At 68.1% G+C, this 12,010-nt stretch carries 13 protein-coding genes and 1 pseudogene; 7 read left to right on the top strand and 7 right to left on the bottom strand.

Annotated features, from left to right (window positions below; all coding sequences use genetic code 11):
- Positions 1-208 precede the first annotated feature (208 nt).
- From Q7T84_RS15280 to Q7T84_RS15270, 3 genes are read left to right on the top strand one after another with little or no spacing between them, the layout of a single operon-like run.
- The gene (locus Q7T84_RS15280; RefSeq protein WP_304810493.1) at positions 209-595 is read left to right on the top strand and encodes a hypothetical protein; all 387 of its coding nucleotides are present in this window, start codon (positions 209-211) and stop codon (positions 593-595) included.
- Positions 595-1,206, top strand: coding sequence for a 3-isopropylmalate dehydratase small subunit (gene leuD, locus Q7T84_RS15275; protein WP_304810491.1), 612 nt, complete (start codon positions 595-597; stop codon positions 1,204-1,206). The genes Q7T84_RS15280 and leuD overlap by 1 nt, the downstream gene beginning before the upstream one ends.
- A complete protein-coding gene (locus Q7T84_RS15270; RefSeq protein WP_304810489.1) occupies positions 1,203-1,505 on the top strand; it encodes a putative quinol monooxygenase in 303 nt (100 codons plus the stop codon). Before leuD ends, Q7T84_RS15270 begins: the two co-directional genes overlap by 4 nt.
- Positions 1,506-1,507: 2 nt before the next feature.
- Here the strand turns inward: Q7T84_RS15270 and mdoH are convergent, their stop codons facing one another.
- Positions 1,508-3,466, bottom strand: coding sequence for a glucans biosynthesis glucosyltransferase MdoH (gene mdoH / locus Q7T84_RS15265; protein WP_304810487.1), 1,959 nt, complete (start codon positions 3,464-3,466; stop codon positions 1,508-1,510).
- Entirely contained in the window at positions 3,454-4,920 is a 1,467-nt protein-coding gene (locus Q7T84_RS15260) for a glucan biosynthesis protein (protein ID WP_304810485.1), read from the bottom strand. Before Q7T84_RS15260 ends, mdoH begins: the two co-directional genes overlap by 13 nt.
- A 312-nt stretch (positions 4,921-5,232) precedes the next feature.
- Between Q7T84_RS15260 and leuB the strand changes: the two genes are divergently transcribed.
- A complete protein-coding gene (leuB, locus tag Q7T84_RS15255; RefSeq protein ID WP_304810483.1) occupies positions 5,233-6,285 on the top strand; it encodes a 3-isopropylmalate dehydrogenase in 1,053 nt (350 codons plus the stop codon).
- Here leuB and Q7T84_RS15250 read toward each other — a convergent pair.
- A complete protein-coding gene (locus tag Q7T84_RS15250; protein WP_304810481.1) occupies positions 6,282-6,926 on the bottom strand; it encodes a DUF6134 family protein in 645 nt (214 codons plus the stop codon). The two genes, leuB and Q7T84_RS15250, sit on opposite strands and share 4 nt — an antisense overlap.
- 140 nt (positions 6,927-7,066) lie before the next feature.
- Here Q7T84_RS15250 and Q7T84_RS15245 point away from each other — a divergent pair, with 140 nt between their 5' ends.
- Positions 7,067-7,396: a DUF6481 family protein gene (locus tag Q7T84_RS15245; RefSeq protein ID WP_304810480.1), complete on the top strand. Its 330-nt coding sequence runs from the start codon at positions 7,067-7,069 to the stop codon at positions 7,394-7,396.
- A 7-nt stretch (positions 7,397-7,403) separates the two neighbouring features.
- On the opposite strand, the gene Q7T84_RS15240 is transcribed toward Q7T84_RS15245, so the two are convergent.
- The 3 genes from Q7T84_RS15240 to Q7T84_RS15230 form a co-directional block, all read right to left on the bottom strand.
- Complete coding sequence (locus Q7T84_RS15240) at positions 7,404-8,672, bottom strand: sulfatase (protein WP_304810477.1); 1,269 nt, start codon at positions 8,670-8,672, stop codon at positions 7,404-7,406.
- Positions 8,673-8,746: 74 nt separating this feature from the next.
- On the bottom strand, positions 8,747-9,682 hold the full coding sequence (locus Q7T84_RS15235) for a bifunctional helix-turn-helix transcriptional regulator/GNAT family N-acetyltransferase (protein ID WP_304810475.1): 936 nt from the start codon (positions 9,680-9,682) through the stop codon (positions 8,747-8,749).
- A 42-nt stretch (positions 9,683-9,724) separates the two neighbouring features.
- Positions 9,725-10,180, bottom strand: a complete 456-nt coding sequence (locus Q7T84_RS15230; protein ID WP_304810473.1) for a MarR family winged helix-turn-helix transcriptional regulator — start codon at positions 10,178-10,180, stop codon at positions 9,725-9,727.
- Positions 10,181-10,261: 81 nt separating this feature from the next.
- On the opposite strand from Q7T84_RS15230, the gene Q7T84_RS15225 reads away from it, so the two are divergent.
- Positions 10,262-11,248, top strand: coding sequence for a D-2-hydroxyacid dehydrogenase (locus Q7T84_RS15225; RefSeq protein ID WP_304810471.1), 987 nt, complete (start codon positions 10,262-10,264; stop codon positions 11,246-11,248).
- A gap of 55 nt (positions 11,249-11,303) precedes the next feature.
- On the opposite strand, the gene Q7T84_RS15220 is transcribed toward Q7T84_RS15225, so the two are convergent.
- A complete protein-coding gene (locus tag Q7T84_RS15220; protein WP_304810469.1) occupies positions 11,304-11,690 on the bottom strand; it encodes a PaaI family thioesterase in 387 nt (128 codons plus the stop codon).
- A 178-nt stretch (positions 11,691-11,868) separates the two neighbouring features.
- Here Q7T84_RS15220 and Q7T84_RS15215 point away from each other — a divergent pair.
- A pseudogene (locus Q7T84_RS15215) lies at positions 11,869-12,010 on the top strand (aspartate-semialdehyde dehydrogenase); the annotation flags it as partial.

The following is a 12,010-nucleotide window of genomic DNA, read 5'->3' as shown; positions in this document are numbered from 1 at the left end:
CCGTCGCCGTCGTCGTGACCGTCGATGAAACCTTGGCCCCGCAGGACATCGTCAACCGGCCGCAGGTGAGCGCAGCCGTAGGCGCGATGCTGCACGGCGCCGGCGTCGGGGAGGGCGAGAAAGCGGCCATCGCGAAGATCTCGCCCGGGCCGCGCTCGCCCAGGGCGCCGACCTGGAATTGGGCGTTCCCTCGCCCTACGAGGATCGCTTGCCCAATCCGCTGGGCGGCCCGCCTATCCAATCGAGGGCGAACTTCACCCTGGAGTCTTACGACGCCAAGACGGGACGCGCCGTGATCTCGTGGCGCCAGCAACTCGATCCGGAGTCGACGCGCGAGAGCCTGGCCCTCGCCCTGAACGACCTGACGGCCAAGATCGCACCGGAGCGGGTCGCCGATGCGCGCGCCGCCTTCGCCAAGATGACCGTGACCCGTGACGACACCTGTCGCCATGAGATAGATATCCCGACCGGCCTGGCCGTCCGGGTCGAGTGCTCCAGCCTAATGACCACTGGCGTCGGGGACGAAACCGGCCAGATCACGGACCGTTGGACCATCACTCAGACCTTGCCCGAAACCTCTGCTAAGATGAACTGATGCAAGCCTTCACCAAGCTCGACGCCAAGATCGCTCCCCTGCCCCTGGCCAATATCGACACCGACCAGATCATCCCCAAGCAGTTCCTGAAGACCGTGGAACGCGAAGGGCTGTCCAAGGGGCTGTTCTATGACTTCCGCTTCGACGAGCAGGGGAAGGTGAAGCCCGACTTCATCCTCAACCGCCCCGAGTACAAGGGCGTGGGCGTGCTGGTGGCCGGCGATAACTTCGGCTGCGGCTCCTCGCGCGAGCACGCCCCCTGGGCGCTGATGGATTTCGGGATCAGCTGCGTGATCTCGTCCAGCTTCGCCGACATCTTCTACAATAACTGCTTCCAGAACGGCCTGCTGCCCGTGGTGCTCGCGCCCGACCAGGTGCAGACGCTGATGGACGAGGCCAAGGGGGGCAACCACATGGTCACCGTCGACCTGGAGAGCCAGACCGTCGTCTCGCCGTCGGGCCAGAAGTTCGCCTTCCAGATCGACGCCCAGCGCAAGCAGAAGATGCTGAAGGGCCTGGACGCCATCGGCGAGACCCTGCAAGCCGCCGCCTCCATCGACGTCTATGAAGGCAAGCGCGCGATCAGCCAGCCCTGGCTGGAACGCGCGTGACCCTGCTCATCGCCGGCACGGTCCGCGTGCCGACCGAGCACCTGGAAGCCTTCCGCCCGCACATGCTGGCGATGCTGGAGGCCAGCCGCGCCGAGGATGGCTGCATCACCTATTCCTACGCCGAGGACGTGGCCGAACCCGGCCTGATCCGGGTGTTCGAGGCCTGGCGCGACCAGGCCGCTCTCGACGCTCATTTCGGCACGGCGCACATGGCGACCTGGCGCAGCCACTGGCCGGCGTTCGGGGTGTCCGACCGGCGACTGTCGGCCTACGACATCGCCGCCGAACGGCCGCTCTAGCCTCAGGCCGCCTGCAGGTAGGCCGGCGCCCCCTGCACCTCGGGGCGATAGACATGAGCCGGGGCGCGGAACAGCCGGTCGATCTCGGAGCGGACCCCGGCTTCGGCGTCATACTGGGCCCGCAGCGCGCCCGCACGCGCGGCCACATCCGGCGCGCGGGTCTCCTCCGGCGTCAGAAACAGCCCGAGCTTGCGGCAGGCCGCGCCGGCGTCGGCCCGCGACGTCGCCATCGAGAGCGGTATCGCCAGGACCAATCCCACCGCCACCGGGCTCGTCCAGGCGAGCAACACGGGGTCGAGGGCGAAGGCCGCCGCGCCCCATGCGAGGCCGAGCGCCGTATGGAACCAATGCCGGCGCCAGGCGCGCTTGAACTTCAGCCGGCCTTCGTCGCGCTGCTGCGCCGCCCAGCCCGAGTGGCGGCCCCGCAGGACGTCAATCACCGCCCGGCTGTGCATCAGCATGAACACTGGCGCCATCAGGGCCGACAACGCGACCTCGGCGACAACGCTCCACACCAAGCCCCTCGCTCCGCCGGAGGCTTGGCGCGAGACCTTGTCGCGGCCGATCAGCAGGGCGCCCATCAGCTTGGGGATCAGCAGCAGCGCCATGGTGGCGGCGAACAGCGCGCCGGCCAGCGAGGCGTCGATCGCATGGCCCGCGTCGCGCTGCTGGAACCAGACCACGCCGCCGACCACCAGGAAGGCCAGCCAGAGCGGGGCGGTGAGATAGGCCAGCACGCCGCGGGCGAGATGCAGGCGGCTGACCCAGTGCAGGCCCTTGGCGCCCAGCACGGCGCTGTGCTGCAGGTTGCCCTGGCACCAGCGACGGTCGCGCACCGCCATGTCGATCAACGAAGGCGGCGCCTCCTCGAAGCTGCCGGTCAGGTCCGGCGCCATCCGCACCGCCCAGCCGCCGCGCCGCAGCAGCGCGGCCTCGACGAAGTCGTGGCTCATGATGTGGCCGCCGAACGGCTTGCCGCTCTTGATGTGGGGCAGGCCCGCGCAGGCCGCGAAGGCGCGCGTCCGGATGATCGCGTTGTGACCCCAGTAGTTGCCCTCGGCGCCCGACCACCAAGCCTGACCCTGGGCGATCACCGGGCCATAGGCGCGGGCGGCGAACTGCTGCAGTCGGGCGAACAGAGTCGAGGCGCCGATGATCGACGGCAGCGTCTGGATCAGCCCGACCTTGCGGTCGCGCTCCATCGCCGCGGTCAGACGCACGATGGTGTCGCCGGTCATCAGGCTGTCGGCGTCAAGGATGATCATGGACTCGTAACCGGCGCCGAACCGCGTCACCCAGTCGGAGATGTTGCCGGCCTTGCGGTCCAGGTTCAGCGCCCGGCGGCGATAGAAGATCCGCTCGGGCGCGCTTAGCTTGAGACGCAGGCGCAGCACGCCCGTCGCCTCGGCCTGGGCGATGGCGCCATCGCGCGTGTCCGAGAGGACGAAGATGTCATAGAGCTCGGCCACGCCCATGGCCTCAAGCTCCTCGTAGATCGCCTGCACGCCGGACAGGATCCGGCCGGGGTCCTCGTTGTAGGTGGGCATCAGCAGCGCGGTTCGGCTGAAGATGATCGGCTGCGGACGCCACGGCTCCAGGTCGCGCGCCCGCCACATCAGGACGAAGCCGGCGACCGCGCTCACAAAGGCGAAGGCGACCCAGGCGAAGAGCAGGACGAACAGGCCCAGCATCGCCGCGTCCGCGACCGAGAAACCCTCCGGTTCAAGCAGTCGCGCCATCACCGCACTGGCGCCAAGGGTGGAGATCAAGGTGGCGCCGACCACCGCCGTGCGCCGCCAGGCGCGGCTGTCGAGGAACGGCACGCTGGCCTGGCCCATCGCGTCCCTGTCCAGACTTTGGACCGGCATCGACAACGGTCGGCGCGGCGGAAGGCTCCGCAGGGCAGGTCCGAGCCGGGGTTTCCAGCCGGTCGAAGCGGGGCGGGCGGTTACGCGGTCCATCGGTATAGCCACACCTCCGAGCAGGGCCTGCCGGACCACGCCAACTGGGCGCGCAGATCCGCGCCCCGCGCCTGCCCAGGGTCGAGTTCGAAGCTAAGCCGCAGGCCACGGGTCGCCGGATTAGGAAGCAGATGTTTCTCCAGGATTTCGCCGTGCGACGTGGTGACGCTGACGCCCACCCCGTCAGCCGGGACGCCCGCCGGCATGTCGAAGTCGATGACGAAACGCCGGCGCGGCGGTTTGGCTGCCGCGCCCGATCTGGTTTGCACCACGCGGGCGAGCGCGCCGCCAACCTGCTCGGGTCCCCAGTGGAGCCGATAGGCGAAGCTGGCGGGCGACCCAGCGCGCAAGGGAGCGGTCGGGGTCCAGAAGGCGGCGATGTTGTCCTCGTACTCAGTGGCGGCCGGCAATTCGACCAACCGCACCTGACCAGGCCCCCACGCGCCCTTCGGCTCCACCCAGAGGCTGGGGCGCAAGTCGTAGCGCGCCTCCAGATCCTGATAGGCGGCCAGCCGGCGCTCGCGCTGGACGAGGCCGAACCCGCGGGGGTTCTTGTCCTGGAAGGCGCTGGTCTGGACGACCTGCGGATTGACCAGCGGCCGCCAGAGCCGCTCGCCCCGGCCATTGCTCACCGACAGGCCGTCGGAATCGTGAACGCGAGGCCGGAAATCGTCGAACCGCCGCGCGGAGTCGCCGGCGAACAGGAACATGCTGGTGAGCGGTGCGATCCCGACATTGGCGATGGCGCGGCGCGGAAAGATCTTGGCGCTGACGTCGAAGATCGTGGTCTCGCCCGGCGTCACCACGAACTTGAAAGCCCCGGTGCAGCTGACGCTGTCGAGCAGGGCCAGGATCGTCAGGCTGCGCGTGCCGAGCTCCGGGCGCTCGATCCAGAACGAACGGAAGATCGGAAACTCTTCCTGGCCCCCCGTACCGATCGCCAGGCCCCGCGCCGACAGGCCGTAGAGCATGCCTTTCGCCACGGCGCGGAAATACGAGGCCCCGAGGAACACCGCGACCTCGTCGAAATAGGAGGCCTTGTTGATCGGGGCGTGGATACGGAAGCCGGCGAAGCCGAGGTGAGGCGACAGCCCGCTGGGCGCGCCGCGCTTGAAGTTAAACTGCTCGGTGGAATAGGCGATCGGCGTCGGCTGGCCGTCCCGCAGTTCGTAGAGGTCGACCTGTTCGCGAAACAATCCGCCACGGTGGAAGAACTGCAACTGGAACGGCAAACCCTGCGCCTTCCACAAGGCCTGCGCCGGATCGAAGCGAATGTCGCGATAGGCGTCGTAGTCGAGCTTTGCGAGCGTCTGCGGCAAGTCCTTCGACGGCGGGGTGAACGCTCGCCGCGCAAGATCACGGGCCAGGGCCTGGACCTCGGCCTCGCCGAAACTCCCCTTCCGCGCGGCGTGGGCGGACGAGCCGGCGGCGACCAGCGGCAACGCCGCGATCACGTGGCGACGGCTCGGGCGGCCCAGCGGCGGCCGGTCTAGGGCAAACGATCCTTCGGGCACACGTCTTCCAGCTAGGGTGGCATTGCGACCGAACGGTCTCACGGTTGCGTGAGGCAAAACCAAGGCGGGGCCGAGTTTCCACCGGTCAGTCCTGCTATGGCCGCCGATCGCCTCAACTTGTCGCAGCGGCTGCGCAACGCGGCGGCGAAACCGAGACGGCGCTGGCCTTGGGGGTTTTCCATCGCCGTGTCTTCGCCTACGAGAACGCCTCCAAAGACATTCCCAGCGCGCGACCTGAACGGGGGCTCCCACATGACCGACCTGCTTCTTCTGCCCGGCGACGGCATTGGCCCGGAAGTCACCGCGCAGGTTCGCCGTGTCGCCGAGGCCCTGACCCCGGACCTCGCCATCGAGGAGCGGCTGTTCGGCGGCTGCAGCTACGATGCGCACGGCGTCCCGCTCACCGACGAGGCCCTAGCGACCGCCAAGGCCTCCAAGGCGGTCTTGATGGGCGCCGTGGGCGGCCCGCAATGGGCCGGCGCGCCACGCGACAAGCGTCCCGAGGCGGGCCTGCTGAACCTGCGCGCCGGCATGGAAGTGTTCGCCAACCTGCGTCCCGCGCTCTGCTTCAACGCCCTGGCCGACGCCTCGTCGCTGAAGCGTGAGCTGGTCGAGGGCCTGGACATGATGATCGTCCGGGAGTTGACCGGCGGCATCTATTTCGGCTCGCCCCGCTTCATCGAAGACCTGCCCGAGGGCGGCAAGCGCGCCGTCGACACCCAGGTCTATACGACCATGGAAATCGAGCGCGTCGCCCGCGTGGCTTTCGAACTCGCCCGTGGCCGCCGCAACAAGGTCCACTCGGCCGAGAAGTCCAATGTGATGGATTCAGGCCTGCTGTGGCGCGAAGTGGTCACCGACCTGCACAAGCGTGAATTCGCCGATGTCGAGTTGGAGCACATCCTGGCCGACAACGCCGCCATGCAGATCGTCAAGAACCCCAAGCAGTTCGACGTGATGGTCACCGACAATCTGTTCGGCGACATCCTGTCGGACGCCGCCGCCCAACTGACCGGCTCGCTCGGCATGCTGCCCTCGGCGGCGCTTGGCCTGCCCGGCAAGCCTGGCCTCTATGAGCCGATCCACGGCTCGGCTCCGGACATCGCCGGCCAGAACCTAGCCAACCCCCTGGCGGCGATCTTGTCCTTCGAAATGGCCCTGCGCTGGTCGCTCGACCGCCCGCAAGCCGCCGACCAGCTCTACGCCGCCGTCGTGAAGGCCCTGGAAGCGGGCGCACGCACCCGCGACCTCGGGGGCGCGCTCTCGACGGTCCAGATGGGCGATGCGGTCCTGGCGGCTCTCTAGAGCCTTCGGTACTCCATCGTCGAGCCATCGGGCAGCTTTCCTCGCAGAGCAGCCCAGCCGTCGGCCTCGTCGTACCAGTTATCGATCTGGGTCTCTCCGCGCAGACTCCAGCGCGTGGTCTGGATACTTCGGCCGTCCGCGAGTTTCACCGCCTCCCGCCCAGCGCGGCGGGCGGTGACCGCCAGCATCTTTCCATCTTGCGGATTGAAGAGCGGGCCATCAAGGACCGCGGCGTTCCAGTGCGTCAGGGGCGCGGCGCCGACTGGGGCGATGACTTGGCCCTTGCCCGCCTCGATCATGACGCCGGCGCCTGTTCGGCGCGCCGACACCCGCTGGACCTTTCCGTTTCCATTGGTCGAGGTCTCGAGACTGGCGAACCGGCCCGCGCGCCAGCGCTCCACGGCGCGGTGCGTGTAGCGGTAGACGGGGACTGGCCCGACCTTCACCACCAGCGAGACCTCCGAGCTGGCGCTCACGCCGTCAGCCTGACGGACGATGTCCATGCGGTGCTCGCCGATCCGGACTCCATTGCGGAACACCGCGAAGGCGAGCTTGCGGCTTGTCGGCGCGGCGAGAACTTGCGCGGGAGCGAGCAGGATCGACCCCATCGCCATGATTGTACGGCGAGAAACAGCGTCCATCGGCCTTCTTTCAGTCGGCGCGGGTATCCCCGCAGACCGGAAAGATACGTGCACGGGCGCCACAGGGATGCGTGCGCGGCGAACCGGCGCACCGAGATTCTGTTGCTTTTTTCCGGCGGATGCGACATGGGGACGCCGGCATGAGAGACCTCAAGAAAAATAGCTTCAACGACCGCGCGGCGACCTCGCTGGAGGCCAAGAAGGCCCTCCTGGCGAAGATGAAAGTCAAGCCGACCGTCACCGCCCCTGTCGTTCCCGACCGCGCCGCCATCAAGGCCGCCGAGCTCGCTGAGCTTCGCGCCACGCGTGAGGCTGAGCGTACCGAGAAACGCCGCATCGCAGCCGAGGCCGACGCGCTTCGCGCCGAGGTGGAGGCGTTCGACAACGAGACCCGCGAGCTGGAGACACGCGCCGCCCAAAAGGCCGCGCGCGACGCCCGCTACGCGGCCCGTAAGCAGCGCCGCAAATAACTTTCCCCTAGTCGGGGTGGTCGGCCGCCGAGGCCGGCGCCACGTGCGGCGGGAACGCGTCGGCCATCGGCTCATACTTGGCCCTGGCTTGCGCCAGTCGTGCGCGCATGTCCGTGGCCGCGTCGGGGTGGTTGCGCGCGACGCTGTAGTTTTCACCCGGATCGACGTCCATGTCGAAGAGCAGCGGATAGCCATCCAGCGGTACGTCGTAGGTCCGGTAATACGACCGCGCCACATACTTCCAGCGCGCGGTGCGGACCGCCGCCACCTTGGCGTTGTCGAACAGCACGATCTCGTCGTTCGGAGATTCCGCCCCGTCCTTCAGCACGCCTGAGATATCTCGGCCGTCGAGTTCGCGGTCGGCGACGCTCGGCTTGCCGGCCATGGCGAGCAGAGTCGGCAGCAGGTCCAGATTGCTGGCCAGGCCCGAATTGACCTGACCGGCGGGCAGGGTTCCCGGCTGGCGGGCGATGAACGGCACGCGGAAGCCGCCGTCCCAGGCCGAGCCGCCCTTGCGGTCCCGGAACGGACCGGACGATCCCTCGAACCACGGACCGTTGTCGGAGGTGAAGGCGACCATGGTGTCTTCGTCCAGGCCCAGCTCCTTCAACCGCTCCAGCAGGCGGCCGACATTGAGATCGATCTCCTCGACCACTTCGCCATAGGCGCCGCCCGGCGAGCCGGTGAGGTCGTCGGGGTTGGGCTTTAGAGGAATGTGGGGAGCGGTCAGGGCCAACAGGATGAAGAACGGCTTCTCGCGGTTCTCCTCCACGAAGGCGGTCGTGCGCTCGAAGAACTGCTGCGTCAGCTTGGCGAAGTCAGCCTTCTCTTCGCTCATCGGCGTCTGGCCGCTGTCGTAGAGCGCCAGCGGCTTCATGTCGTGGCTGTAGGGCAGGCCGTAGAAGTGGTCGAAGCCGTAGACCATCGGCGGCCAATGCGGCGCGACATGGCCCAGGTGCCACTTGCCGATCAGGGCGCTGACGTAGTCGTCGCCCAGCGCCTTGGGGATGGTCAGGGCGTCCACCGGCAGGCCGGTGGTGTCTGACGGCTGGATCACTTCATGCGCCAGGCCGTTGCGGATCGCGTACTGGCCGGTCAGCAGCCCCGCCCGCGACGGCGTGCAGACATTGGCCGAGGCGTAGAAGTCCGTCAGCCGCACGCCCTCTTGCGCCATGCGGTCGAGGTTCGGCGTGCGGATCACCGTGCCCCCGTCGCAACCAAGGTCGCCATAGCCCAGGTCGTCGGCGAGGATGATGATGAAGTTGGGCTGTCGCATGGGAACACTCGGTGGCTGTCAGGACGGGTCCACATTCCACACCACCCCCGCCGGTGTCATCCGCGAAAGCGTGACTAGAAGCGTAGACGCCAGGTCTCACTGATCAGGCCGGGCGCCAGGCTGTCGTCGGGACGACTTTCAACCAGCTCGAAACCGGCCTGGGCGTAGAGCGTCCGCGCGGCGATCAGGATGCTCTGGGTCCACAGGCTGACCTCCGTGTAGCCGGCGGCCCTGGCGAAGGCGACGCACTCGCCGACCAGCCGCTTGCCGAGCCCGAGGCCGCGCGCTGCGGGCTCGATCAGCAGCAGCCGCAGCTTGGCCTGACCTTGCCTCTCGCCGCGCACCAGGAAGATGGAGCCCAGAATCTCGCCGCCGCGTTCGGCGATCCAGCACCGCTCTCGAGCCGGGTCGAGATTGTCGATGAAGTCAGCGGCGATCCGGGCGACCAGCGCCTCGAACCGCTCATCCCAGCCATACTCGCGGGCGTAGAGCGCGCCATGCCGATGGATGACCCAGCCGATGTCGCCGGGGCGGTGGCCGCGCAGCACCACCTCGCCTGCCGCTGGGGGCTCCCCCGTCGCCGCGCCCAGTAGGGTCTCGATCTGGCCCATGGCCTCGGTCAGCCGCGTGCGTTCGAGAGTGGACAGCGGCGCGATCAGTCCCTCGACCGCGCCCTCGGCCACCAGACGCATGTCGTTGTAGGCGCGGATGCCGTCCGAACTCAGCCATACCGAGACGCTGCGCCCGTCGCGCCGAGAGGGCGCGCGAACCATCAGGCCCTCGGATTCGAAGCGCTTGAGGATGCGGCTGAGGTATCCCGCGTCGAGACCGGTGCTGGCCGCCAGGGCTTTTGGGCTGATCCCGTCGGGCGTCTGAGCCACTTCATAGAGCACCCTCATTTCGGCCAGGCCGTAGGGCGATCCGAGATGGGCTTCGTCCAGGGCGCCTATCCGCGGGGTGTAGAAGCGGTTGAAGCGCCGCACCGCGGCGACCGGGTCCTTGGTGAGCATGACAGCCTCCAGGGATGATCATTTTCGAGGTAGTTGACGAAGTCAACTATGCCGTTCGCGCCCCCGCTGCGCCGCCCGACGAGCCAGCAGCGTCATCAGTTCGGCAGCCATATCCAACCAGCCGGGCGTCAGTCCGTCGGCCAGCGACTCCAGCCACAACGCCTTGCGGCGCGCGGCCTGCGCCAAGGTCGCCCGGCCTTGGTCGGTCAAGGTCAGCAGCTGGGCGCGGGCATGGTCGGGGTTACGGCCGTAGATCGCCAAGCCCAGGCCAACGAGATCGTCTGCCACCCGCTGCACCGCCTGCCGGCTCAGACCGAGCGCGCGGGCGATCTGCGAGACGCTCCGCGGCCCCCCGGCCGCCAGCGCGTCCAGAAGCTGCAGCCGCGCGGTGCTGAGACCAAGATCGGCGACCAAGTCGTCGCCGGCGCTGGACAGCGCCCCGAGCGCCTTGCCGCACGCATGATGAAGTCGGCCAAGGGCCTCGACGCTCTCGTTCATGACAGCATGAAGTCATTTTGACAGTGAGCTGTCAATTATTCGCGTCATTGCCGGACGCCCTCAGGCCGCTAAGGTCAGGCCATGCAAGCTTTCCTGTTCCGCGCGCCCTTCGACCGCATCTCCGGACGCCTGGCCGCCATGGCCCCTGACCTCGACGTCGTGGTGCTCGAGCCGGATGGCGCCCTGACCCTGAACGGTCAGCCCTTCGACGCGGCGAACCTGGCGCCCGACATTTGGTGGCTCACGCTGGACGCCTTCGGGGCCCAGGCGAAGGACTACTTCGGGAGGCTCGCGGCCTCGCCCTACGCCCGCTGGGTGCAGACCGTGTTCGCCGGGGTCGAGAACCCGATGTTCAAGCCGCTGGCCCGCGAAGGCCTGCTGGTCAGCAATTCCAGCGCCCAGGCCCCGGCCATCGCCGAGTACGTGACCATCCACGCGCTCAGCCTGCTGCACCCCATCGCCGAGCAGGCCCGGCATCAAGCCGCCCACGCCTGGAAGCGGGTGAACTTCCGCGAGGTGGGTCAAACCCGCTGGCTGATCGTCGGCTTCGGTAATATCGGCCGGGAGATCGCCACCCGCGCCAAGGCGTTCGGCGCCCACGTCGAGGCCGTGCGGCGGTCGAACTCGGCCGAGGGCCTGGCCGACGCGGTCTCGACCATCGCCGATCTGCCGCAGCGCCTGCCGGAAGCCGATGTGGTGGTGCTGGCCTGCGCCCTGAACGACGAGACTCGCGACCTGGCGGACGCCAAGTTCTTCGGCGCCATGAAGCCCGGCTCGATCCTGATCAATATCGGCCGCGGCGGCCTGGTCGACGAGGACGCGCTGCGGGTCGCACTCGACGCCGACCAGCCTGCTCACGCGGTCCTCGACGTGTTCAAGACCGAGCCCCTGCCCGCCGACAGCTGGTTCTGGGACCACCCGAAGGTGCGGGTCACGCCACACGCCTCGAACCGGGGCGAGCTGACCGGCGAACGGGGCGACGCCCTTTTCCTCGACAACCTGCGGCTCTATCTGCTCGGCGAGCCGCTGCGCAATCTGGTCAAGCCGGCGGACATCGGCGTCGGCTAGGGCTGCGTTCTAGTCAACCCTAGGCCACAGAGCGGCGGAGAGAATAAGAGGCCAATTACGGCTCGACGGTCATCTGGGTCTGCAGCACCAGGGCCAGCAGCTTGCCCTCGGCGTTAGTGATGCGGGTCTGCCAGACGCTGGAACGGCGGCCTATGTGCAGCGGAATGGTCTCGCCCTCGACCGTCGTGCCGACCTTGGCCGAGCCGAGGAAGTTGGTCTTGGACTCCAAGGTCGTGGTCCGCGCTCCGACCGGGAGATTGAGGAAGCCGCCCACCGCGCCCAGCGCGTCGGCGAAGGCCATGAACGCCCCGCCATGCAGGATGCCGCCGGCCGTGCAGAGGTCCTCGCGGACCACCAGCCGCCCACTCACCCGCGCCTTGCTGCGCTCGACGATCTCAACCCCCATCAGATTGGCGAAGGGCATTCCGGTTTCGTTGGCCATCGAGGTCTCCTCCTTGATTGAGCGTCAATTCAGCGGCCCGCCGGCAGGGAGTCCATGACCTGACGCGTCATTGTCCGGCCAAGGCTTCCACCGTCGCCTGGGAGAACCGCGCTCGTTGCGCCCGTGACCGAGGCGGCGTAAGGGAACGCACCGCTTGAAGACTTAAAAGGAGACCGCCATGGGCTATCGTGTGGCCGTGGTCGGCGCCACGGGTAATGTGGGCCGCGAAATGCTGAACATCCTCGAGGAAGTGAAATTCCCCGTCGACAAGATGCACGCTATCGCCAGCCGCAAGTCCATCGGCGTCGAGGTGTCCTTCG

This window comes from Phenylobacterium sp., assembly GCF_030654915.1.
Taxonomy (GTDB): Bacteria; Pseudomonadota; Alphaproteobacteria; order Caulobacterales; family Caulobacteraceae; genus Phenylobacterium.
Note: the sequence above shows the minus strand (reverse complement) of the source record. Positions and strands in the feature narration are given on the sequence as shown.

Excerpts from the sequence above, each read along its gene's own strand:
- leuD (WP_304810491.1), top strand. The coding sequence starts at position 595 with ATGCAAGCCTTCACCAAGCTCGACGCCAAGATCGCTCCCCTGCCCCTG.
- mdoH (WP_304810487.1), bottom strand. The coding sequence starts at position 3,466 with ATGGACCGCGTAACCGCCCGCCCCGCTTCGACCGGCTGGAAACCCCGG.
- leuB (WP_304810483.1), top strand. The coding sequence starts at position 5,233 with ATGACCGACCTGCTTCTTCTGCCCGGCGACGGCATTGGCCCGGAAGTC.
- Q7T84_RS15250 (WP_304810481.1), bottom strand. The coding sequence starts at position 6,926 with ATGGACGCTGTTTCTCGCCGTACAATCATGGCGATGGGGTCGATCCTG.
- Q7T84_RS15245 (WP_304810480.1), top strand. The coding sequence starts at position 7,067 with ATGAGAGACCTCAAGAAAAATAGCTTCAACGACCGCGCGGCGACCTCG.
- Q7T84_RS15240 (WP_304810477.1), bottom strand. The coding sequence starts at position 8,672 with ATGCGACAGCCCAACTTCATCATCATCCTCGCCGACGACCTGGGCTAT.
- Q7T84_RS15235 (WP_304810475.1), bottom strand. The coding sequence starts at position 9,682 with ATGCTCACCAAGGACCCGGTCGCCGCGGTGCGGCGCTTCAACCGCTTC.
- Q7T84_RS15230 (WP_304810473.1), bottom strand. The coding sequence starts at position 10,180 with ATGAACGAGAGCGTCGAGGCCCTTGGCCGACTTCATCATGCGTGCGGC.
- Q7T84_RS15225 (WP_304810471.1), top strand. The coding sequence starts at position 10,262 with ATGCAAGCTTTCCTGTTCCGCGCGCCCTTCGACCGCATCTCCGGACGC.
- Q7T84_RS15220 (WP_304810469.1), bottom strand. The coding sequence starts at position 11,690 with ATGGCCAACGAAACCGGAATGCCCTTCGCCAATCTGATGGGGGTTGAG.